The organism is Paraflavisolibacter caeni (assembly GCF_025628885.1).
Taxonomy (GTDB): Bacteria; Bacteroidota; Bacteroidia; order Chitinophagales; family Chitinophagaceae; genus Flavisolibacter; species Flavisolibacter caeni.
The window spans coordinates 755,354-777,401 of record NZ_JAOTIF010000001.1 but is presented as its reverse complement, the minus strand read 5'-3'; the positions used below and the strand labels follow the sequence as shown (position 1 = coordinate 777,401).

The 22,048-nt window shown below is 44.6% G+C and carries 20 protein-coding genes; 1 reads left to right on the top strand and 19 read right to left on the bottom strand.

What is annotated here, in order from left to right; translation table 11 throughout:
- Window positions 1–5: 5 nt before the first annotated feature.
- The 4 genes from bioA to bioB are packed head-to-tail and all read right to left on the bottom strand — an operon-like array spanning window position 6 to window position 4,053.
- Window positions 6–1,295 carry an adenosylmethionine--8-amino-7-oxononanoate transaminase gene (gene bioA / locus OCK74_RS03230; protein WP_279295552.1) on the bottom strand — a complete coding sequence of 430 codons (1,290 nt, stop codon included), beginning with the start codon at window positions 1,293–1,295 and terminating at the stop codon, window positions 6–8.
- On the bottom strand, window positions 1,273–1,917 hold the full coding sequence (gene bioD, locus OCK74_RS03225; RefSeq protein WP_279295551.1) for a dethiobiotin synthase: 645 nt from the start codon (window positions 1,915–1,917) through the stop codon (window positions 1,273–1,275). The genes bioA and bioD overlap by 23 nt, the downstream gene beginning before the upstream one ends.
- Window positions 1,914–3,047 carry an aminotransferase class I/II-fold pyridoxal phosphate-dependent enzyme gene (locus OCK74_RS03220; protein WP_279295550.1) on the bottom strand — a complete coding sequence of 378 codons (1,134 nt, stop codon included), beginning with the start codon at window positions 3,045–3,047 and terminating at the stop codon, window positions 1,914–1,916. Before OCK74_RS03220 ends, bioD begins: the two co-directional genes overlap by 4 nt.
- 7 nt (window positions 3,048–3,054) lie before the next feature.
- A complete protein-coding gene (gene bioB, locus OCK74_RS03215; protein ID WP_279295549.1) occupies window positions 3,055–4,053 on the bottom strand; it encodes a biotin synthase BioB in 999 nt (332 codons plus the stop codon).
- A 266-nt stretch (window positions 4,054–4,319) separates the two neighbouring features.
- Here bioB and OCK74_RS03210 point away from each other — a divergent pair, with 266 nt between their 5' ends.
- Window positions 4,320–5,144 (top strand): energy transducer TonB, encoded by an 825-nt coding sequence (locus OCK74_RS03210; RefSeq protein ID WP_279295548.1) that lies wholly within the window; start codon window positions 4,320–4,322, stop codon window positions 5,142–5,144.
- A gap of 71 nt (window positions 5,145–5,215) precedes the next feature.
- On the opposite strand, the gene OCK74_RS03205 is transcribed toward OCK74_RS03210, so the two are convergent.
- From OCK74_RS03205 to OCK74_RS03135, 15 genes are all read right to left on the bottom strand, one after another.
- Entirely contained in the window at window positions 5,216–5,788 is a 573-nt protein-coding gene (locus OCK74_RS03205; RefSeq protein WP_279295547.1) for a superoxide dismutase family protein, read from the bottom strand.
- Between the two features lie 50 nt (window positions 5,789–5,838).
- A complete protein-coding gene (locus OCK74_RS03200) occupies window positions 5,839–7,281 on the bottom strand; it encodes an NADH-quinone oxidoreductase subunit N (protein WP_279295546.1) in 1,443 nt (480 codons plus the stop codon).
- Window positions 7,278–8,792 carry an NADH-quinone oxidoreductase subunit M gene (gene nuoM, locus OCK74_RS03195; protein ID WP_279295545.1) on the bottom strand — a complete coding sequence of 505 codons (1,515 nt, stop codon included), beginning with the start codon at window positions 8,790–8,792 and terminating at the stop codon, window positions 7,278–7,280. Before nuoM ends, OCK74_RS03200 begins: the two co-directional genes overlap by 4 nt.
- Before the next feature lie 33 nt (window positions 8,793–8,825).
- On the bottom strand, window positions 8,826–10,715 hold the full coding sequence (gene nuoL / locus OCK74_RS03190) for an NADH-quinone oxidoreductase subunit L (protein WP_279295544.1): 1,890 nt from the start codon (window positions 10,713–10,715) through the stop codon (window positions 8,826–8,828).
- A gap of 18 nt (window positions 10,716–10,733) precedes the next feature.
- Window positions 10,734–11,063, bottom strand: coding sequence for an NADH-quinone oxidoreductase subunit NuoK (gene nuoK, locus OCK74_RS03185; RefSeq protein WP_279295543.1), 330 nt, complete (start codon window positions 11,061–11,063; stop codon window positions 10,734–10,736).
- A 73-nt stretch (window positions 11,064–11,136) separates the two neighbouring features.
- Complete coding sequence (gene nuoJ / locus OCK74_RS03180) at window positions 11,137–11,736, bottom strand: NADH-quinone oxidoreductase subunit J (protein ID WP_279295542.1); 600 nt, start codon at window positions 11,734–11,736, stop codon at window positions 11,137–11,139.
- A gap of 87 nt (window positions 11,737–11,823) precedes the next feature.
- Window positions 11,824–12,339 (bottom strand): NADH-quinone oxidoreductase subunit NuoI, encoded by a 516-nt coding sequence (nuoI, locus tag OCK74_RS03175; RefSeq protein WP_279295541.1) that lies wholly within the window; start codon window positions 12,337–12,339, stop codon window positions 11,824–11,826.
- 60 nt (window positions 12,340–12,399) lie between these two features.
- Complete coding sequence (gene nuoH / locus OCK74_RS03170) at window positions 12,400–13,356, bottom strand: NADH-quinone oxidoreductase subunit NuoH (RefSeq protein WP_279295540.1); 957 nt, start codon at window positions 13,354–13,356, stop codon at window positions 12,400–12,402.
- Window positions 13,357–13,545: 189 nt separating this feature from the next.
- Window positions 13,546–16,251 carry an NADH-quinone oxidoreductase subunit NuoG gene (gene nuoG / locus OCK74_RS03165; protein ID WP_279295539.1) on the bottom strand — a complete coding sequence of 902 codons (2,706 nt, stop codon included), beginning with the start codon at window positions 16,249–16,251 and terminating at the stop codon, window positions 13,546–13,548.
- A 9-nt stretch (window positions 16,252–16,260) separates the two neighbouring features.
- On the bottom strand, window positions 16,261–17,526 hold the full coding sequence (gene nuoF, locus OCK74_RS03160) for an NADH-quinone oxidoreductase subunit NuoF (protein ID WP_279295538.1): 1,266 nt from the start codon (window positions 17,524–17,526) through the stop codon (window positions 16,261–16,263).
- Between the two features lie 45 nt (window positions 17,527–17,571).
- On the bottom strand, window positions 17,572–18,036 hold the full coding sequence (gene nuoE / locus OCK74_RS03155) for an NADH-quinone oxidoreductase subunit NuoE (RefSeq protein ID WP_279295537.1): 465 nt from the start codon (window positions 18,034–18,036) through the stop codon (window positions 17,572–17,574).
- Between the two features lie 65 nt (window positions 18,037–18,101).
- Entirely contained in the window at window positions 18,102–19,850 is a 1,749-nt protein-coding gene (nuoC, locus tag OCK74_RS03150) for an NADH-quinone oxidoreductase subunit C/D (RefSeq protein ID WP_279295536.1), read from the bottom strand.
- Window positions 19,851–19,925: 75 nt separating this feature from the next.
- Window positions 19,926–20,564: an NADH-quinone oxidoreductase subunit NuoB gene (nuoB, locus tag OCK74_RS03145; protein ID WP_279295535.1), complete on the bottom strand. Its 639-nt coding sequence runs from the start codon at window positions 20,562–20,564 to the stop codon at window positions 19,926–19,928.
- Between the two features lie 82 nt (window positions 20,565–20,646).
- Window positions 20,647–21,081, bottom strand: coding sequence for an NADH-quinone oxidoreductase subunit A (locus OCK74_RS03140; protein WP_279295534.1), 435 nt, complete (start codon window positions 21,079–21,081; stop codon window positions 20,647–20,649).
- A 132-nt stretch (window positions 21,082–21,213) separates the two neighbouring features.
- Window positions 21,214–21,642 (bottom strand): CBS domain-containing protein, encoded by a 429-nt coding sequence (locus OCK74_RS03135; protein ID WP_279295533.1) that lies wholly within the window; start codon window positions 21,640–21,642, stop codon window positions 21,214–21,216.
- Between the last annotated feature and the right edge of the window lie 406 nt (window positions 21,643–22,048).

The following is a 22,048-nucleotide window of genomic DNA, read 5'->3' as shown; positions in this document are numbered from 1 at the left end:
AAAACTTAAGTATATTTTTCTTGTAAATAATGCAACATGTCTATGATTACACCATATACAAGTTGCAATTCAGTTTGTGTAATACAATATGGCGGCATGAAATAAATGATGTTTCCCAGCGGACGTAACAACACGCCTTTACCAAGGCAAAAGTTGTAAGCATCATCCCTGATCAAATTAAAGTAAGAAGTATTTTCTGTCGTCTTGATTTCCAGTGCCAGTATAGTTCCTGTCTGCCGCGCACCTTTAATGAAAGGATGATCCTTGATATTTTGAAGAAAGGAATGATGCTCCTGCGCAATCAGCCTGATTTGTTGCTGCGTCTCCGGCTGCGTCAATATTTCCATACTCGCCAGGGCTGCTGCACAGGCTACCGGATTAGCAGTATAAGAGTGCCCATGAAACAATGCCTTCGTTGCTTCATCGGAATAAAAAGCCTGATAAATATCTTCAGTGCATATAGTTACAGACAAAGGCAAAAAGCCACCGGTAATCCCTTTGGATAAACAAATAATATCCGGTCTATGAACCAGGTGTTCAATAGCAAAGTTCTTCCCGCTACGCCCGAAGCCTGTCATCACTTCATCTGCAATACATAAAACACCATTTCTTTTGGCCACAGCAAGTAGCATATCCAAATGTTCCGGCTTGTACATCTTCATGCCTGCTGCCCCCAATACCAGGGGTTCAAAAATAAAAGCAGCCACATCTCCTTTCGAAGTCATTTGCTGCAGCATTTCTGTGCATTGATCAATATTGTCATCAGAAGGAAGAGGGATATGCACTACATCAAACAACAACTCCTGGAAGGCTGCAGTAAATACACTTCTTGCCCCTACAGACATAGCGCCGAATGTATCTCCATGATAAGCATCTTCAAACGCGATGATCTTAGTCTTTCCAATCTCACCCTTATTATACCAGTACTGCAACGCCATTTTCAAGGCCACCTCAACTGCAGTGGAACCATTATCAGAATAAAATACTTTGGAAAAACTTCCTGGTAATAGTGCTAATAATTTTTCAGCAAGTTTAATAGCAGGCGTATGGGTAAACCCCGCAAAGATCACATGCTCTAACTGAAGACATTGCTGTGCAATCTTCTCTGCTATGTAAGGATGGGCATGTCCATGTATGTTGACCCACCAGGATGAAATGCCGTCCAGGTATTGATCTCCATTAGAGCTATACAGGTAACAACCTTCTGCTCTTTCGATATGAATAGCCTCACCGGCTAACTTCATCTGTGTGAATGGATGCCATATGTACGCTTTATCTTTCTCTGCCCAGTTCATAAAGCTTTGTTTTTAGATCGCCAGAAATAGATGTAGCAAATTCAGCAATGGTTTCCTTGTTCAATTGTTCAAACTGCGGGATGGAAAAGAGCAAAGGCAAACCTGTATATTGAAGAATAAATTCTCTTGTAGACAAAACCTCTTCACCACTAAACACAATGCCCAGTGGGCGTGCACCTGCAAGACTCAATGCCTGTACACTCAGTAAAGTATGATTGATGCTTCCTAAGTAATTGTTGGAAACCAATACTACAGGAAGATTTAAATGTCTGATCAAATCAATATTCAATAAAGATTCACTCAAAGGTGTCATCACACCACCAGCTGTTTCTACAATAATAGGAAGATCCGAAGAGGGTATCGTAATCCCTTCCAGCGTAATAGAAACCTGATCCTCTTTTGCAGCATAATGCGGAGATGCTGCTTGTGTCAGGCAAAATGCTTCCTGGTGAATATTGATATCATTATTGACAACATTCTTTTTGATAAACAAACTATCAGATGCATCAAGGTCTCCGGCCTGCACTGGTTTCCAATAATCATATCCAAGTGCCTGGACCATGACTGCAGAACAAACAGTTTTACCTATACCTGTATGGATGCCTGCAACTACCAGGTTCATGTTAAAAATAATTTTATGGCTGTCAATAATTGATCAATTTGCCTGCAAGAATTAAAAGCATGCAGGCAAATGCGTAACCTTTCGGAACCTGCCGGCACAGTAGGCGACAAAATAGCTTTCATAAAAAAACCCTGTTGCCTTACGTACTCGGCCAGCCGTTTCACCCGTTCATTACCCGGCACGATAACACCCTGTATCGGAGAAGGATTGAGCAGGAAGCGTACATCTTCTATTGATGTCTCCCTGGCAACTTTTTGAAAATGATGAATGAGCCCAAACAGCTTTTCCCTTTGTGCAACTGCCATTTCCTGGTATGACCTTTGAATCACTATAAAGGCATGTGGAGGCATAGCAGTTGTGTAAATAAACGAGCGGGCATGATTGATCAAATAATCACGCAGCAGGGAACTACCCACCACTGCGGCCCCATGACAACCAAGTGCTTTGCCAAAGGTGATGATGCGTGCCCATACATCGTTTTCCAACTGATGATGACATACCAAGCCCCTGCCCTGATCACCATAGATACCAACAGCATGAGCTTCGTCTACGATCAATGCAGCCTTATGCTCTTTGCATACATCTGAAATTTCCTGCAAAGGCGCCAGGTCACCATCCATTGAGTAGAGCGATTCAATAACAACATATACTTTTCCTTCCGCCTGCTTCAACTTCTTGCGAAGATCATCCACATCATTGTGTTTGAACTTAAAGCGTTTTGCCAGGCTTAGGCGCATGCCATCAATAATGCTTGCATGAATATGTTCATCGTAGATAAATACGCTATGCTTATCGGCAATGCAGGAACACAAACCCAGGTTGGCCATATAACCTGTATTGAACAAAAGTGCAGCTTCTGCATGGTGAAAGCCGGCAACTATGCGTTCTGTTTTTTCAGCTAACGGAGAGTTGCCGGAAACAAGCCTGGAACCTGTTGATCCGGAGGCCATCTCTTCTTGTGATCCGGTACCATCCAGGCTCAATAAGTTTGATTGTGCCAATCCCAAATAATCATTGGAACAAAAATCAATCAGCCCCTCATTGCAGGCTAATTGACGCAGCAATCCTTCCTGCTCTCTTTTCTGCAAAGATTGAGACAGGTATTCATCTATCAAATGAGTGTGGATCATGGCGCGCTCATCCCTTTTCTGACACCAAATGAGCATGTTCCTGCTGTACATCCTTAAACGGAGCCCTGGGTGTTAGCCCCAACAACTGGAACATCAGCCTGTCTTCGTTGACGTCGGGGTTCGGAGTCGTGAGCAACTTTTCGCCAGAAAAGATCGAATTGGCACCCGCCATAAAGCAAAGTGCTTGCTCCGCCAGGCTCATTTCATTTCTGCCTGCGGAAAGGCGCACAACACTTTTGGGCATGATGATTCTTGCAGTCGCGATCATGCGGAGCATTTCATCGATACCTACCCGCTTGTTGTGTTCCAATGGAGTCCCTTTTACTGGTACCAATGCATTGATGGGAACTGAATCCGGATGTACCGGTAAGGTGGCTAGTGTGTGCAACATCTTGATCCGGTCTTCATTGGTTTCACCCAACCCGATAATACCACCACTGCATACAGTCAGTTTAGCCTTACGTACGTTCTCTAATGTATGCAGCCTGTCATCATAGGTACGGGTGGAGATGATTTCTGTGTAATAATCTTCCGAGGTATCTACATTATGGTTGTAAGCAAAACAACCTGCAGCCTTTAATTTTTCCGCCTGTTCATACGTCAACATACCCAGCGTGCAGCATACTTCAACGCCCATTTCATTGACAGCGGTTACCATTTCAAGTACCCTGTCAAAATCACGGTTGTCCCGTACTTCTCTCCATGATGCGCCCATACAGATCCTGGAGGCACCATTGGCTTTTGCATTCTGTGCATGCGCTACTACTTTTTCCAGCGGCATCAGCGCATGTACATGGACATCAGTATTATACCGGGCAGCCTGTGGACAGTAGGCACAATCTTCCGTGCATCCACCTGTTTTTATTGAAATAAGGCTGCTCACCTGCACTTCACTATAAGCATTATTTTCTCTGTGCACCTGTGCTGCCTGGAAAACCAGGTCCAATAAAGGCCGGTTATAAATTTCGGATACTTCCTGGAGCGTCCAGTTATTGCGTATGGTCATCGTTTCAGGATATTTTAAAGGGAGCAAAAGTAAAGGGATTCCTGGCAACTTAAACGCATGAAGAAAAAGTACATGTATAAATCAATGGCAGGTAGAAAAAATAAATTACTAATTCCAGCTGTGTCAAAATTACACAATAGTCTATTATAAACAGCTAAGCGAAAACTGGCTTGTATAACCGTTGATTGCACATGCAGTAATTAAAAAAATTCTTGAAAGGTTTATGGAAAAAAACAAAAGTTATATCTCAATAATAAACTTAACATATGGACGCAACCAAAATTTTAAAAGCCGACATTCTTGACATTCTCTTTGAGAACAGGAACAAAGATTACGGAGCTTACAATTTAAGAAAGACATACAACAGCCGCATTATTACTGCTTTGGCCATTACTGGCAGTCTTGCTGCATTTCTGTTTATTGCATCTTTTGCTAAACCGATAGAGAAAAATGATGCAAAAATTGATATAAGAGATGTTGTGATAGAAGAAATTAAAACAGATGATAAGAAACCGGATCCCCCTCCTATTACACCACCAAAACAAGAAGTACCGCAAGTGGAACATACTAAGCTTACAAATATTAAAATTGTAGAAGACGATCAGGTGAAGAAAGAAGATCTTCCACCTGATGTCACAACACTGGCTGATACAAAGATTGACGTAGTAAATATAAAAGGTACTAAAGATCCGGGTCTTGCAACGCCACCAGTTATAGACGATAATAAGAATGTAGTGGAAGTTCCCAAAGCAAAAGAAAATGAACCAGAAATTTTCGACAAAGTTGAGATAGAAGCTGAATTCCCAGGTGGTTTAAGTGCCTGGTCACGCTACCTGCAAAACAAACTGAATAGCAATACGCCGGCTGAAAACGGAGCACCTAACGGATCTTATACCGTTGTTGTTCAATTCATCGTAGATAAGCAAGGAAATATCAGTGATGTAAAAGCATTAACGAACCATGGTTATGGAATGGAAGAAGAAGCTATACGGGTCATCAAAAGAGGACCACAATGGACGCCTGCCATTCAAAACGGACGTAACGTAAATGCTTACCGGAAACAACCCATTACATTCATTGTTGCTGAATGATCATTCATTGAAACAGGTAACAATAAAGCCCACCGGAAAGTGGGCTTTATTGTTATTCTACTGCTGCATCCTTATTGTTTTTGAATCACCCCACAGCCAATCCTTTCCCCTGAATTACCTGAAGGCTGGGAAGTATAATCATCTACACCACTATGTACAATAATGGTCTTGTTGAGGATGTCCGTTTTAGGATCTCCGCCAATTGACCACAAGTCTGATTCCAGCTCCATGCTTGCTTTGCCACTGGCATCTAAATTTATGTTCCCTATATCACCTGAATGAAAGGAACTGCTGCCCCACTTGCCATGGTTACTGTTGGTGGGATTCCAGTGTCCCCCGGCATGTTTTCCCATTTCGCCACAATCTGCATGTTCGTGAATGTGCACCGCCACACTTTGATTGGCTTTGGTGGGAACAGATATATCCAGTTTCATTTTCACTTTGCCGCCCTGCATCTGTTCAAACTGAACAGTTCCTGTTACAGCAGTATCAGGTTTTGTGCCTGCAAGTGTAGCTATAGCTCCACCCTGCATACTGCTTTCTTTGTTGCTGCTGCTTGTTTTCTTTTCATTACTGCAAGCAAGCAACACAAATTGAGAACACAATAGAACAAATAATAGTTTGATTACAAATAATCTTTTCATAATAAAGTATTTTTTCTTGCATAAAATTCCTTAAAACTTTCATACCAACCTTACTGACCACCAATAGCCAGGAACTCTTTAATTCCATTCATTACGCCACTTGGGAAAACACCAATGCCTAAGAGTATGACGGCAAGAACAATCAGTGCTGCGTACATGGCATTGTAAAAAAATGGATGCAGCACTTTTTCTTTTTTAGCAATTGATGGCGCTTCCGCAAACAATGTAGTCAGTATACGCAGGTAGTAATAGATCCCCACAACGCTGGTAAGAACCAACACAATAACCGGCGCCCATAAACCCTGCTGTACGCCGGAAGTCAGCACAGCAAACTTACCGATAAAACCACCCGTAAGTGGTATACCTGCGAGGGATAATAAGGCAACAGTTAAAACTGCGGCAAGTATAGGATGACGCCAGAATAACCCCCGGTAACCTTCTAATTTTTCTGCATCCCTTTCTCGTGTAGATAAGAGTGTGATGATTCCAAAAGCTACCAGTGTAGTAATGGAATAAGCCAGGAGGTAAAACATCGAGGCTTCAACACCTGCCTCATTGCCGGGCAGGAATGCAACGATCAGATAACCAAAGTGAGCAATAGACGAATAAGCAAGCAACCGCTTGATATTATCCTGCCGCAGGGCCAGGATGTTACCAGCAATCATGGAAAGTATTGCCAGTGCGGCAAAAATGGTAAAGGCCAGGGAATTGGCCTGCAAATGAACAGCCTGTCCAAAACGGAGCAGAACAGCAAATACACCAATCTTTGAAACAGTAGCGATAAATGAAGTCACGGGTGCAGGTGCGCCCTGGTACACATCAGCGGCCCACAAATGAAACGGCACTATGGCCAGTTTAAAGCCAATGGCTACAACCATCAATCCTACCCCTGTCACAAATAAAGGAGAAAGAGTTGTACCTGTTTTCTGGGCTATTGCATTGAATTCCATACTGCCTGTTTCCATATAGATCAATGCCATCCCAAAGAGCAAAAAGGCCGAAGATACAGCCGCCAATACAAGATATTTCAAACCCGCTTCAACAGCATTGTTGCGGGTACGCAAGTAAGCGATCAATGCATATAAACTGACACTCAACAGCTCCAGACCGATAAAGAGTGAAATGAAATGCCGGCTGATGGTCAATACAGCGGCTCCAAGTGTACTCAGGAAAAGCAGGATATAATACTCTTTAGGATTTTCTTCCCGCTCTTCGAAATAGATGAAGGAAAACAAACCAACCACCAGCACGGAGAAAATGATCATACCCGTAAATATGGCGGCAAAGCCATCTACTACCAGCAAAGGAAGCACAGCAACAGGCAACACATCACGCACATACCACATGGCCAGGATGACACTGCACATCATTAAAAAACCAGTTACCTGGATAACAGTATGAGACTGCTTGAAAGCGATCAGCAGGATCACAATGATGGATGCTGTTGCTAACAGCATAAAGGGAAGTAAGGCAAGGAGTTGGACTGAGGTCATGGGATTGAGATTACAGATTGATGATTGTTCATTTCAAAACTGACGCTTTTCTCCATTCCTTTAATGACCGGAGAAACAAGGTTCATTACAGGTTGTGGATACAATCCAAGCAACACAATGGCAATAGTAAGCGAAGCCATTATCAACATTTCGCGCATACTTAAATCAGGCAGACTTATATGTGATGATGGTTGCCCCAGGAAAACTTTCTGCAATAGTCGCAGGGAGTAGAGTGCCGAAAATACCAGTCCCAAGGTTGCCAGGACAGTGATGACCACGTTGCTTCCGAAACTGCCCATCAGGATCAGAAACTCCGCAATGAAGTTGCCCAGGAACGGCAAGCCCAGCGAAGCCATAGTAAACAACATTGCGACACCTCCCATTGCCGGCATAGAGGTCCACAAACCACCCATCCTGCCAATATCTCTCGTGTGTAAACGTTCTTTCAACATGCCCGCTAATACGAACAAGGCGCCCGTACTGATACCATGTGTGACCATTTGCATCACCACGCCCTGCATCGCCATCTCCCTGAAAGCAAATATGCCTACCAGGACAAAGCCCATGTGACTGACAGAAGTGTAAGCAATTAACCGCTTGATATCGGTTTGTGCAAAGGCCAGCAGCGCTCCATAAATGATACCAACAACTCCTAACAGCATTGCCCACCAGGCAACATCAGCCGTTACCTGTGGAAAGAGGGGCAATACAAAACGGATGATTCCATATGCACCGGTTTTCAACAACAAACCGGCAAGGATCAAACTACCTGCCGTAGGTGCTTCACTATGGGCATCAGGAAGCCAGTTGTGGAATGGGACCATTGGCAACTTAATAACAAAGGCCAGCAGGAATCCCAGCATGATCCAACGGGCAGTAGAAGCCTGCATGGTGGTACCCAACAGGTCGGTATAATCAAAAGAAAAAGCGCCGTTTTGAGCCGATGCAATAAAATACAAAGCCAATATAGAGATCAGCATAAGCAGACCACCAGCCTGTGTAAAGATGAAAAACTTGTAGGCAGCATAACGCCGGTTGCTGTCGCCCCAAATGGCAATCAAAAAGAACATTGGTACCAGCATTACTTCCCAGAAGAAGTAGAATAAGAAAAGGTCCAAGGCAACAAATACGCCACTGATACCTGTCAGTGTAAATAAGAGGTTGAAATAATAAAATCCTATTCTCCCTTTCACCTCATTCCACGAACAGAGTACAGACAGTGTACCCAAAAAGTAAGTAAGCAATAACATCACCAGGCTCAGCCCATCCGCAGCCATGTGAAAACTGATGCCATATGTAGGCACCCATGCCGCCTTATAATCGATCAGCCATGCATTGGCGCCACTTGTTGGAACGCCACCATGTTGCCACCAGATGCTGCAAGCCAATATAAGATCGAGCAGTACAGCCAGTAGCGCCACCCATTTCACTACCTCTTTGTTCCATCGAGCCAACAACCAGCAAATAAGCCCCCCAGCCATTAATATGATGATCATCCAGGCAAGTATCATAAAAAAAGATTTGTTTAGTTAAAGTGCCATATATCACCCCCATATCTGCAGCCCCAAAACGAAAATGATCCCAATCAGCACACCCACTACATACCAGCGCAATGAACCGTTTTGAGAAAACGAGAACCATTCATTCAAGCGCTGGCTGGTAGTGGCAATACCCTTGTTCAACAGGTCAAAAACATCACTTTTATTGATACGGGTTAGAAAGTAAAACGGTCTTACAAATACAGTGTCATATAAGTCATCGAATCCCCAGCCCTTATAAAAGAAATTCCGCAAACTCAACATCGCAGGAGATGCCTTCCATTGTTCAAGAATCGAAGTATTCTTGTAATACAAAACATAACCGGCATACACCCCTAAAAGTGTAACAGCAGCTGCTACCAGTTGAAAGATAATTTCAGGAGGGTGCCCTTCCTGTAACAATGTTTCGGGCAGATACCTCTGAACAAGGTCAGAGAATAAAGAAAGATGTACCAGGTTGTGTGGCCACTCAATAAACCCTGCAACAATACTTAAAACGGCCAGGATCATAAGCGGGATGGTCATCGCTTTACCAGGACGCTCACCAATATGGGTCTTCATATCGCCCCAGAATACCACAATCATCAGGCGGGTTGTATAAAAAGCAGTAATTAAAGCACCGGCAATGGCAACCAACCATAGCATAGGATTTCCATTTTGAGCACTCCAGGCATACCACAAGATCTGGTCTTTACTGTAAAAGCCGGCACTGATCAAAGGCAATGCCGCCAATGCTGCTGCACCTGCCAGGAAAGTCCAGAATACAACAGGCATCCTGTCTTTCAACCCTCCCATTCTAAAGATGTTGTGTTCGTGGTGCAACGACTCTATAACAGCGCCCGCAGCAAGGAATAAAAGGGCTTTAAAGAAGGCATGGGTAAAGAAATGGAAGATGCCTGCACTCCATGCTCCTACACCTAAGGCCAGGAACATATAACCGATCTGGCTGATAGTTGAATAAGCCAGGATGCGTTTGATGTCAGTTTGCGCCATTGCACTACAGCCAGCCACAAACAAAGTAATGGCACCTATAGCTGCTGTTGCAGCCATAGCCACGGGCGACAATTGAAACACCACATGCATACGGGCAATGAGGTATACACCGGCAGTCACCATGGTTGCTGCATGAATCAACGCACTCACTGGCGATGGGCCTGCCATGGCATCCGGCAACCAGGTTTGCAAAGGCAACTGGGCAGATTTACCCATTCCTCCTGCCAGTAGTAATAAAGCAATCCATGTAACATTAGAAGCACCGGGCTGGAAGTGAGCGGGCGCTTGCGTCATGATTTCAGGAATGTTCAGCGTTCCTAATTCACGGAACAGCAGGAAGAGGCCAATAGCCATTGCTGTATCACCAATGCGTGTAATGTAAAAGGCTTTATTAGCTGCAGCCACATTAGCCGGTGTTTCATACCAGAAGCCAATAAGCAGGAAGCTGCACAAACCTACCCCTTCCCATCCTAAATACATCAGCACCAGGTTATCTGCCATTACCAGCAGCAGCATGGAACAGACAAACAAATTCATGCTGGCAAAAAAGCGTGCATAGTCACGGTCGTGACGCATGAAAGCGGTTGAATAAATGTGAATCAAGGCCCCGACAAAAGTGATGATGAACACAAATACAAGTGTCAATGCATCCATCCGGAGATCAATGCCCGCGGAAAAGTTTTCCGTTTGCATCCATTGCCACAACGTTTGAGTATAGGCATTCCCGGTAGGCGGTGATTGTAAAAACTGCATACCAATGAAAATGGTGATCAGGGCTGCAGCGCTTACAGAACCGGCTCCAATTCCTGCAATAATGCTTTTAGGCAAATGCCTGCCCGTAAGAGATAGTATTAAAAATCCAGCCAATGGCAAAGCAGGAATTAATGCAAGCAGGTTATTCATATTGCATAATTTGTCTTGTTATATTGATGAGTATTCTTCCGTCTTATCTCTCAATTCCCTAAGCTCCTGAACATCCAATGTCTTGTGTTGCCTGTGAGTTTGCATTACCAATGCCAGTCCAACAGAAACTTCGGAAGCAGCCATTGCAAGGATGAACAAAAACATCACCTGTCCATCAGGCTGTCCCCACCTCGCTCCGGCGGCTACAAAAGCAAGTCCCGCGGCATTCAGCATGATCTCAACTGAAACCAGGATGAAAATGATGTTCTTTCTTGTCAGCACACCAACCAATCCCAACACAAAAAGTATAGCGGCAACAATCAATACAGCCTGAGGGTTAAAGGGCATGATTATATGGTTTGGAGTTCAAAGTATATACGTCTGGTTCAACGGTGTTTCAGAGCATGAGATCTTTACTATTTCATGGCTTATACGCCACTGGTTTAGTCTGTTTCTCATCTTCAGGTTTCGTGCTTCTTACCTCTATCTTGGTACTAACTTCCTCTTCCTGCAAGAACCGGTGCAAATGTTTCTTCTTATGCTTACCAATATGGGCAGCACCAACGATACCAGCCATCAACAGGAAGCCCGTTAACTCTACGGCGATGATGTATTCACCATATAGTGACAGGGCCACTTTTTTTGAATCGATGAAGATAAAAGATGCATTACCCGTTCCTGAACGAAGCAGCAGGTAAATGATCTCTCCCAATAATACCAATGACAGTATGGATGGACCTAACCACACTTTTGGCAGTAGCCATTCTTTTTCCTGTTGTGCGGTTTCTGAGCCCAGGTTCAGCATCATCACAACGAAAATCATCAATACGATGATCGCACCTGCATACAAGATGATTTCAAGGACAGCAACAAACGGCGCACCGAGCGAAAGAAAGATCATGGCTACAGCCATAAACGAAACGACCAGGTACAACAGCGCATGGATCGGTTTATAACGCGTAATAACCATAATTGTCGCTGCAATAGCGATAGCTGATGATAAATAAAATAAGACATTCATTTTTTTAGTTTCTGTTTTCTAACACTCCCCTTTAGAGCTGGTACCACCAAAGCAGAGTTTGTCCCGTCATTACGGGAGGGTTAGGGTTTAGGGCAACAAACTATGCACGTCAACAGGCGGCTCTTCATTATCCCCTTCTCCTTTCCCCTTAACGCCGGCCTGGATGCCTGCTACCTGGTAAAAATTATATCCCGGGTATTTGCCCTGGCTATTGATCAGTAAGTCTTCCTTTTCAAATACCAAATTCTGGCGCTTGTATTCGCCCATTTCAAAGTCCGGTATCAACTGGATGGCATAGGTAGGACAGGCCTCTTCACAAAAGCCACAAAAGATGCACCGGGAAAAGTTAATGCGGAAAAACTCCGGGTAACGGCGTCCATTTTCATCTTCAGTTGCCTGCAATGCAATGCAGTCAACCGGGCAGGCCGCAGCACACAAATAACACCCGACACAGCGCTCACCGCCATCAGGATCTTTGGTTAATACGATCCTTCCCCTCCAACGCGGATGTAGTTTTACTTTTTCCTCAGGATACTCTATTGTGACCTTTTTCTTGAAAAGGTGTAAAAACGTCAACCAGATCGTGCGAATGTGACTAAACATAGAAATAGTTTTAAAGTCAACCGTATATAATAACATCTACATTTCCCATTCGTCATTCCGTCATCCCCTGGTCCACAAGGCCACTGCCCCCGTCACTAGCAGATTCACCAATACAAGAGGCAGCAATATCTTCCATCCCGTTTCCATCAATTGATCATAACGTGGCCTTGGCAATGATGCGCGGAGCAGAATGAAAAACAAGATGAAAGCAAAAGTTTTAATAAAGAACCAGGCCCATGGTGGCAGAAAGGCTGGTCCCAGCCAACCACCAAAAAACATGGTAGTCATCATAGACGAAATCAGTGTAATCCCGATATATTCCCCTACGAAGAACATCCCGAACTTCATACCCGAATATTCAGCATGGAAACCAGCAATCAATTCACTTTCAGCTTCAGGAATATCAAAAGGCAGGCGGTGCGTTTCGGCTATACCAGCAATAAAGAAAATAATGGCGGCCACAGGTTGCTTGATAATAAACCACATATCCTGCTGTGCAGCTACAATGTCTGATAGCTTAAACGAACCTGTTAGCATCACCACACCCATCAGGCTCAATCCCATAAACACTTCATATGCGATCATCTGTGATGCGCCACGCAATGCTCCTAACAGTGAATACTTATTGTTCGACGCCCAACCACCCAATACGATGCTGTAAACACCTATCGACGACATAGCCAGGAAGAAAAGCAATCCTACATTGAGATCCGCAACCACAATGCCCGGAGCAAAGGGGATAATGACGAAACTTAACAAAGCGCTGCCCACAACAATGGCCGGCGCCAGGACAAACACTTTCTTATCTGCAAAAGGAGGGATCCAGTCTTCCTTAAAAAACAGTTTTAAAGTATCCGCCACTACAATAAAAATTCCCAGGGGTCCAGCCCTGTTGGGTCCTAGCCGGTCCTGCCAAAGCGCCAGCATTCTCCGTTCCACCCAGATCAACCCGGCGGCAATATTCAGCATCACAAACAGAACCCCTACTACAATGAGAACATGTTGTGTTACGGTCATGTTTCGTATGTTTAATATTCTAATTTTTACCTTTCCCCTCCCGACCATATAGAGACCTTATAGAGACTTTATAGAGACCTTACTGCGGTCTAACTCCATAGGAACTCTATATCTACTCCGTACATACAGCCCTCTAACAGCCCCCAAACTCCAAACTCCAAACCCCAAATCTCCTCTACCATCTATCATCTATTCTCCCCCATTCGTCATTCCATCGATTTTCCCCCACTCTCCCCAACTCATCACAGGCGATCCCTGCAATCCGGCCGCAACAAGTGCAATCCCTTTGGGTAAACCTTTCTGAATCTTCACAGGAAGCATGCAACTTGTCCCATTAATCTTTAACTGCACAGATGAGCCTTCCTCAACACCCAGACCCTGCAAATCCTCAGCAGACAAAGCAATACTTGGCTGCGGTGATAATTCCTGCAAGGCCTTCGTATAGCTGCTGAGTTCTCCAGAACCCAATACATGGTATTGCGGCAGCAGCAGCCATTTCTGGTGCCGGACGGCAAACGCTTCTGGTATTTCATGAAAAACAAGAGGAGTTGTTTGGGTGGGTTCCTTAAATAAGCTAATCCCCGGATCACCTCCCTTTAATGAACCGCCAGGTTCTTCCTGGTACTTGGTCACGGCTTGCACTGAATTCCATCCCGGGGCCCAAAAGAAAGGAATCAAGGGTGCCGGTGGCAACCCCTTGAATCCTTCCATAGTAAAAGAAAACGGGGAATCGTTATCCTGTACTGGTTTTGGTTCGCTAACATTCCGGTCGGCCAGCATAGCTGTGCGTCCGCTATATCGATGCGGCTCCCGGGGAATACGTTCCCCGTGTATAGTAAAGTGACGTGGTGGAGAAGATTTGGTGATGCCTTTAAATTGCGGCAACACAGATTCCAGTTTTTCCAATAACTCATTCGGGTAATGGTCATGCCCGTTACCCGCTTGCATTTTTAGAAGGTACAAGTGCCACAACCACTTCCAACTTTCCTTAATAATTCCTTCAGCTGGCACAAACACCTGGAAGTATCGCTGGGCACGGCCTTCATAATTCACCAGTGTGCCATCGCCCTCAGCAAAAGTTGCTGACGGTATCAACACCTGGGCTTTTTCTGTTGTAGCATTGTGCAGGGAGTCAATCACCACAGCATTCCTGCAATGGCTAAAGAAATCATCAACCAGGGTTGCAGATATGTTACGATACAGGTCATTTTCCAGGACAACAACAGTAAAGGAATCCCCTTCCCTTTGCATCCTGTCAACTGCTTTCTCCAACGAAGGCGCCTGCATCAGGGCAAGCCCCATACTATTACATTCAGGCAGTGCAAAACCCACTTTTGCATGGCAAGCAGTAGCAAGGGTGACGGCAGCCGTCAAAATACTTTCATTATAACAAGTGATCCCACTAATAATCACAGGATTTTTAGCAGTTTTCAACGCATTTGCTATAGCCTGCGCTTGCTGCAATAATGATTCATCATTAGATACCCCAGGTAATGAAGCATCAAGTTCATGAGCGATTGCCCAACCCAGCCTTGCGATATCATCTGGTGCTAAGCACTGCTGGTGTGCAGCAATTTCATCAAGTGGTGAACCAGCGACCGTTATATTGGCCAGGAATCCTTTTTGATCCTGCACATATTCTTTAATAGCGGCATCATGCCATAGAGGCAGGTTGGTTTTCTGGGCTGCCTGTGCTGCCGCAGTCTTCACTACTGATTGACGAACTGCTAAGGCCATCATGGGAGCCGTATTCCAGATATCTTCGCCCAGGACGACAACTACATCCGACTGTTCAATTTCTTTCAAGGATGCACTTCGTATGCTTCCTGTTTGCATCCAGCCAGCTATCTTCCTGGTCAGGTATGCTTCAGCCTCGCTTACCCCCTGGTAAAAGTTATCATGGCCAACCAGTTGCATGAGGGCAAAATTGCTTTCCACAGAAGCTCTTGGCGAACCAATGCCCAGCAACTTTTGATGCGTGAGGATGGTACCCATAGAACGCATCAGTTCTTCTTCACTGGCAGCTTCCCCTGTTCTATTGCGAATTATAGGTTGCTTAATCCGGTTTTCACTGTTGACAAACTCATACCCATAGCGTCCGCGGTCACATATAAAATAACCATTCACGTCGCCATTATAGCGGTTCAGAATACAACGCAGTTCACCATAACGCTCACCGGCAATGATATTGCATCCCACACTGCAATGGTTACAAACAGAGGGCGCCATTGTCAGATCCCATTTACGGGTGTAGTGCTCTTTGAGTGTCTTATCAGTGAATACACCGGTTGGACAAACCTCTGCCAGGTTACCACTGAATGGACTTTGCAGCACGCCATCTTTATCTCTTCCGAAATAAACATGGTTATGTGCTGCAAAAACATTCAGATCATCACCCCCGGCATAATCCCGGTAGTACCGAACACACCGGTAACATTGAATGCACCGGTTCATTTCATGGTGTAGCAACGGTCCCAGGTACTGATTTTTATAGGTACGCTTCCTGAATGTATAGCGACGGTAATCATGACCAGTCATTACTGTCATATCCTGCAAATGACAGCTGCCTCCTTCATCACATACAGGGCAGTCATGTGGATGGTTGGTCATGAGCCATTCAATGATCTGCTCACGGAATGCCTTGGCAGTCTGATCATTGATGGAAAGTCTCATACCATCTTTCACGCCTTCCATGCAACTCATAACGAGGCGCCCCTTCGTGTCGGCTTCATCTTTATAGACCTTTACCGCACACTGGCGGCAAGCGCCAACACTGTTAAGTGCCGGATGCCAGCAGAAATAGGGCAGGTCAAATCCCAGGGTAAGACAAGCTTCCAAAAGGTTTTTACCTTCTTTTACTTCGTATGGTTTGTTATCGATGTATATAGTTGGCATGGTAGATTTTTAATAAGGACATCCCTTTTGATGAATATGTCTTTCAAAATCGTCCCTGAAATATTTCAAGGCACTTTGCAGGGGTTCCATGGCTCCTGGCGCCAGTGCGCAAAAGGTATTGCCCGGCCCAAGGAATTGTGCATGCATCTGCAGCAGTTCCAGGTCTTCTGTGCGCCCTTCCCCTTTTTCAATACTTAAGAGTATCCTTTCCACCCAGGGCAGCCCTTCACGACAAGGGGTGCACCAGCCACAACTTTCCTGCGCAAAAAAGTGCTGCAGGTTGTGCACAAAGCCAACAGGACAGGTTGCATCGTCCATCACGATCATGGTCCCTGTACCCATACGGCTTCCGGCTGCAGCAACTGATTTAAAATCCATCTTCACATCAAGATGATCCACAGTTAGAAAGTCGGTAGAAGCACCACCAGGTAATATGCCCCTGATTTTATAGCCATTCTTCATACCACCGGCATGCTCTTCAATCAGTTCTCTAACGGTTACACCCATGGGTAATTCCCATGCCCCCGGACGATTTACCTTACCGCTGACACCATAGATCTTTGTACCTGCATCTTCGCTCTTACTCAGACCTTTGAACCAATCTGCTCCATTATTCACGATATGAGGAATACAGCAAAATGTCTCCACATTATTGACAATCGTTGGTTTGCCAAACAACCCGCTGATCTGAGGGAAAGGAGGCTTAGCCCTTGGCGTGGCACGCTTTCCTTCCAGTGCATTCAACAAAGCAGTCTCCTCTCCACACATGTATCGGCCAACACCAGTGTGCAGGTGCATTTGCAGGCTCCAGCCGCTGCCCAGGATGTCGTTTCCCAGGTAGCCAGCTTCATAGGCTTCAGCTATACTTTTGCGAATGAGGGCCGCTGCTTTTTTATACGCCCAACGTAAAAAGACATACGATATATCAGCCTGGATGGCATAAGCGGCAACGATCATACCCTCTATCAACTGGTGTGGATGTCCCTCAAGGAGCAACCTGTCTTTAAAGGTACCTGGCTCCATTTCGTCTGCGTTGGCAACGAGGTATTTGGGATGAGGCGCATTTTCTCCCATTGGTACAAAACTCCACTTCATCCCCGTGTTAAAACCAGCACCACCGCGCCCCTTCAGATTACTCTCCTGCACCATCTTCTGAACCTCCTGTGGCGTCATCTTTAATGCTTTGCGCACAGCTGAATAACCACCCTTAGCTTCGTATTCTTTAAGGCTTAGTGGCTGTTGCAAGTTGATATGTTGGGTTAAGGGCTTTTCCATCAAGCATTTACTTTATTTTATTCTTTTAAACATTTTACTCATCTATCATTTGTATTGAGCCAGAATATTTTCCAAATCCTGAACCTGCACATCCCGATACAGGTCTTCTCCAACCATCAAAGCCGGCGCATGATCACAACAACCCAGGCAGGCATTGGGTAATAGTGTAAAGCGCCCGTCAGGTGTTGTTTCTCCAAATTTGATATGCAGGTGTTCGTGCAGTGCTTCGTACAGTTTTTTATACCCCATTACATAGCACGATATGCTATCACACAATAAGATCACATGACGGCCCACTGGCTTGCGGAAAATGAGGTTATAGAAAGTAGCCACACTATCCACTTCTGCCGGGCTCATATCCAGGTAAGCAGCTACCTCTTCCAGCTTTTCATCGCTTACCCAGCCATGGTGCTGCTGCACAACTTTTAAAGCTTCTATGACTGCAGCCTTTTTGTGAGGCACCAGGCTTACTTCGTGGTCAATTGCATGTATTTCAGATTCGGATAACATATCCTTTTTGTTGTAAGCTTTTTATTCAAACTTTTAAAATCATTATCGCTTTCACTTGCATCATATCAACGGTCTATGTCAGCCAGTACAAAGTCCATTGCGCCTAATATAGAAAGCAGGTCAGCCACTGTATATCCCTTGCTGATATAAGGCACCATTTGCATATGAGGGAATGATGGCGTGCGGATGCGAACACGGTAAGGAGAAGTGTTGCCATCACTGGTCAGGTAATAGCTGTTAGCGCCTTTGGTTGCTTCTATGCAACTCATAGCTTCTCCGGCTGGAATCACTGGTCCCCAGCTAACACTCAGGAAGTGGGTGATCAGTGTTTCAATATCCTGCATGGTATATTTTTTCAAGGGTGGTGTTGTCAGCGGGTGATCCGCTTTGTAACTGCCTTCCGGCATGTTGTTCAGGCATTGTTCAACAATGCGCAGGCTTTGCCGCATTTCTTCTACCCGTACTACAGCCCTGTCGTAGCAGTCTCCATTTTGTGCAATGGGTATATCAAAGTCAAACATTTCATAACCGGAATAAGGCCTCTTCTTTCTAAAGTCCCATTCAAAGCCACAAGCTCTTAGCCCAGGTCCGGTTACCCCCCATTCTATGGCCTCTTCCAACGTAAACACACCAATACCTTTTGTACGCCCCTTGAAGATACTGTTCTTTATCACCATACTATTGTATTCCTTCAGCTTTTTAGGGAACATCTCAACAAATTCCCTTACCAGTCCATCCCAGCCATTGGGCAGATCCTGGGCAACGCCTCCAATACGGAACCAGTTGGGATGCATGCGGCCACCACAGACAGCTTCAATGATATCGAATACTTTTTCACGATCGGTGAACATGTAAAACACAGGCGACAACTGACCAACATCCTGGGCAAAGGTGCCGAACCATACCAAGTGACTGGAAATACGAAACAGTTCACACAGCATAACACGGATCACTTTCACACGGTCTGGCACTTCTATGCCGGCAAGCTTTTCAACGGCCAGGAGATAGGCGAGGTTGTTCATCACTCCTCCCAGGTAGTCTACCCGGTCGGTGTAAGGAATGTATGTATGCCAGCTTTGCCGCTCCCCCATTTTTTCGGCACCACGGTGGTGAAAGCCTATTTCAGGAACAGCATCTACAATGTCTTCACCATCCAATTGAAGTACAATCCGCAGAACGCCATGTGTACCGGGGTGTTGCGGCCCAATATTCAGGAACATAAAATCAGCATCCTCACTTTCCCTCTTCATGCCCCACTCTTCAGGCTTAAACTGCAAAGCAGCCTGTTCGCGGTCCATGAGGTCTTCCATCAATTTAAAAGGCCCGATCTCTGTAGCTCTGGCAGGATGCTCTTTACGCAGAGGGTGGCCTTTCCATGTAAGCGGCATTAAGATGCGTTGCAGATGCGGATGACCATCGAAGCGGATGCCAAACATGTCATACACTTCACGTTCGTACCAATTAGCGTTTTTGAAAAGGGATGTAATCGAAGGCATGGTTGGCATATCACCTTCCGGTGCTACTTTCAACCTGATGAAACTATTGCGCTTATAAGAAAAAAGAGTATAGACAACAGTAAAGTCTTTTGATGGAAGCCCATTCGTTTTTGCCCGGTCTCTTTCATCAATTCCGCACAGATCATAGAGAAAATTGAAAGGTTGCTCAACCGAGCTCTTGAGGTATCTTAGGATGGATATAACTTTATCTTTAGGCACCCATAATGTTAATATTTCATCAATCGTTGTTTGCCGTTGAATGTCATTATCGCCAAAGCGTTGTTGCAGATTCTTCAATATAGCAAAATCGTCGGGCATCGGGTGTTTGTTGATTTTATGTTTCAATATTATTAATCCTATTCGTCATACTACATTCGATTCATTCGCCATTCCCTAGACTTCATCAATCGTCCTGAAATCCACCATATTCATTCTCTCCTCTCTCTTCTTTTCCTTCATGGGTGTCATTTGTGGTCTAATGATGCCTTGATCACCAATCACCCAGCTCAAGGGACGTTTCTCTTTCCCAACGGCTTCAGACAGCAAAACCAATCCCTGCATAAAAGCATCCGGGCGAGGTGGGCATCCGGGTACATATACATCTACCGGCAAGAACTTATCTACGCCCTGAACAACACTGTAGATGTCATACATCCCACCACTATTGGCGCAACTACCCATTGAAATTACCCAGCGAGGCTCCATCATCTGCTCGTGCAGGCGCTTAATGATCGGAACCATCTTAATGAAAACAGTTCCAGCGATCACCATAACATCTGCTTCACGGGGCGTACCCCGGATCACTTCTGCGCCAAACCTGGCTATATCATATTTACTGGTAATACTGGTTGCCATTTCGACAAAGCAGCAGCTTAATCCAAAGTGAAAAGGCCACATGGAGTTTCTCCGGCCCCATGCCAGCAAACTTTGCATGGAAGTCAGCATGATACTTTTACTCACCGCTTCTTCCATACTGCCGGTACCGGAAATATTACCTGTTGATTCGCTTGGTTTACTTAACCACCACTTCATATAATTGATGATTTTGAAATTTGGTGAATTAGTGATTTATGATCACAGGTCATCAGCCTTGCTCCATTTCACATTTACATATTCAGGCTTTCACATTTTCTCCTTTCCTCTTCCAGTAGGCTCTCAATATTTTCTTTCCATCAGGCCCAATATCCAGTGCACCAATGCCCCATTCATAAATCAGTACCACTACCAGTTGCACAATAAAAACAGTTGCACCTATGTAGCCGGCCCAACCTAATTCATAAAGCCCAAGTGCCCACAAGAAAAGAAACACCGCTTCCACATCAAAAATGACAAACAGCATGGCCACGAGGTAGAACTGAGCGGAGAAACGCAACCTTGCAGACCCGGTTTGCTGAATGCCTCCTTCATAAGGCAGTTCTGTTGCCCTTTCTTTATGCCGCTGCCCCAATAAATAGGAAAGGGTCAGCATAGCAATCAGTAAGAAAACTACAAGGCCTGCATATAACAGCAAAGGCCACAAAACAGTACTGGTCGTTTCATTTCCTGGCATACCAATGGGTTTGCGTTATTGAAAAATGAACAAGAAATGCTATTACACTATAAAAGAAAAGAAGCAGCTTTTTTTTGGATTGGACGTAGGCAAGATCTATCAGGCTTCAAAAAACCATATAAGCCGAAAAAATTAACCTGTAATGTAGTGTTCCAGGTTTTCAATAATAAAATCTTTTTCTTTGAGCATATACTTCACGACATCACCTATTGATATGATGCCTATCAATTCTCCACGATCTAAAACTGGAAGATGACGAATATACTTATTGGTCATCACTTGCATGCACTCTTCAATGGTATTATCTGGGATAACATAAATGGGATGGTCGGACATAATGTCTCCTACAACCGTATCTTTCGAAGAACGCCCCTTCAGGATTACTTTCCTAGCATAGTCTCGCTCTGTGAAGATTCCAACTAACTTTCCGTTATCGCAAACAATCAACGCTCCTACATTTTTTTCTTCCAATGATTCTAAAGCATCATACACAGAAGTATCTGGACTTACACTATGGACTGCATTGCCTTTTGCCTGCAATATGTTTCTAACAGTACCCATAACTAAGGATTTAAGACAAGAACGTTACTATTAAATTAAGCCCTTTTTTAACTTCAGCAAAAAAAATTATAGCAGTGTCTGTTTTATTACTTGCATTCCCCTGAGAAAATTATAATTCACTCCCCTAAAATGTGACGCCAATAATATAATCACTAACTCTATTCATGAAAAAGTAAGACCGTTACCGGACAAAGAGTTATACTTATTGCCGATAACAAATCAATTTATTTGCGGAAACCAATAGCTATATTACTGCTGGGCTTGTTGCTATTAACCAACCTTGAGTTACACGAGCTTGTGTAGCTGCCAATTCTTATTGAGCATTTCCAGGGACATAAGGCGGGTAACTTACAAATGACATTTTAGGGCTTTATCCTGTGCTTTGGTAGGGCTTTGATAGGGAATA

Excerpts from the sequence above, each read along its gene's own strand:
- bioA (WP_279295552.1), bottom strand. The coding sequence starts at position 1,295 with ATGAACTGGGCAGAGAAAGATAAAGCGTACATATGGCATCCATTCACA.
- bioD (WP_279295551.1), bottom strand. The coding sequence starts at position 1,917 with ATGAACCTGGTAGTTGCAGGCATCCATACAGGTATAGGTAAAACTGTT.
- OCK74_RS03220 (WP_279295550.1), bottom strand. The coding sequence starts at position 3,047 with ATGATCCACACTCATTTGATAGATGAATACCTGTCTCAATCTTTGCAG.
- bioB (WP_279295549.1), bottom strand. The coding sequence starts at position 4,053 with ATGACCATACGCAATAACTGGACGCTCCAGGAAGTATCCGAAATTTAT.
- OCK74_RS03210 (WP_279295548.1), top strand. The coding sequence starts at position 4,320 with ATGGACGCAACCAAAATTTTAAAAGCCGACATTCTTGACATTCTCTTT.
- OCK74_RS03205 (WP_279295547.1), bottom strand. The coding sequence starts at position 5,788 with ATGAAAAGATTATTTGTAATCAAACTATTATTTGTTCTATTGTGTTCT.
- OCK74_RS03200 (WP_279295546.1), bottom strand. The coding sequence starts at position 7,281 with ATGACCTCAGTCCAACTCCTTGCCTTACTTCCCTTTATGCTGTTAGCA.
- nuoM (WP_279295545.1), bottom strand. The coding sequence starts at position 8,792 with ATGATACTTGCCTGGATGATCATCATATTAATGGCTGGGGGGCTTATT.
- nuoL (WP_279295544.1), bottom strand. The coding sequence starts at position 10,715 with ATGAATAACCTGCTTGCATTAATTCCTGCTTTGCCATTGGCTGGATTT.
- nuoK (WP_279295543.1), bottom strand. The coding sequence starts at position 11,063 with ATGCCCTTTAACCCTCAGGCTGTATTGATTGTTGCCGCTATACTTTTT.
- nuoJ (WP_279295542.1), bottom strand. The coding sequence starts at position 11,736 with ATGAATGTCTTATTTTATTTATCATCAGCTATCGCTATTGCAGCGACA.
- nuoI (WP_279295541.1), bottom strand. The coding sequence starts at position 12,339 with ATGTTTAGTCACATTCGCACGATCTGGTTGACGTTTTTACACCTTTTC.
- nuoH (WP_279295540.1), bottom strand. The coding sequence starts at position 13,356 with ATGACCGTAACACAACATGTTCTCATTGTAGTAGGGGTTCTGTTTGTG.
- nuoG (WP_279295539.1), bottom strand. The coding sequence starts at position 16,251 with ATGCCAACTATATACATCGATAACAAACCATACGAAGTAAAAGAAGGT.
- nuoF (WP_279295538.1), bottom strand. The coding sequence starts at position 17,526 with ATGGAAAAGCCCTTAACCCAACATATCAACTTGCAACAGCCACTAAGC.
- nuoE (WP_279295537.1), bottom strand. The coding sequence starts at position 18,036 with ATGTTATCCGAATCTGAAATACATGCAATTGACCACGAAGTAAGCCTG.
- nuoC (WP_279295536.1), bottom strand. The coding sequence starts at position 19,850 with ATGCCCGACGATTTTGCTATATTGAAGAATCTGCAACAACGCTTTGGC.
- nuoB (WP_279295535.1), bottom strand. The coding sequence starts at position 20,564 with ATGAAGTGGTGGTTAAGTAAACCAAGCGAATCAACAGGTAATATTTCC.
- OCK74_RS03140 (WP_279295534.1), bottom strand. The coding sequence starts at position 21,081 with ATGCCAGGAAATGAAACGACCAGTACTGTTTTGTGGCCTTTGCTGTTA.
- OCK74_RS03135 (WP_279295533.1), bottom strand. The coding sequence starts at position 21,642 with ATGGGTACTGTTAGAAACATATTGCAGGCAAAAGGCAATGCAGTCCAT.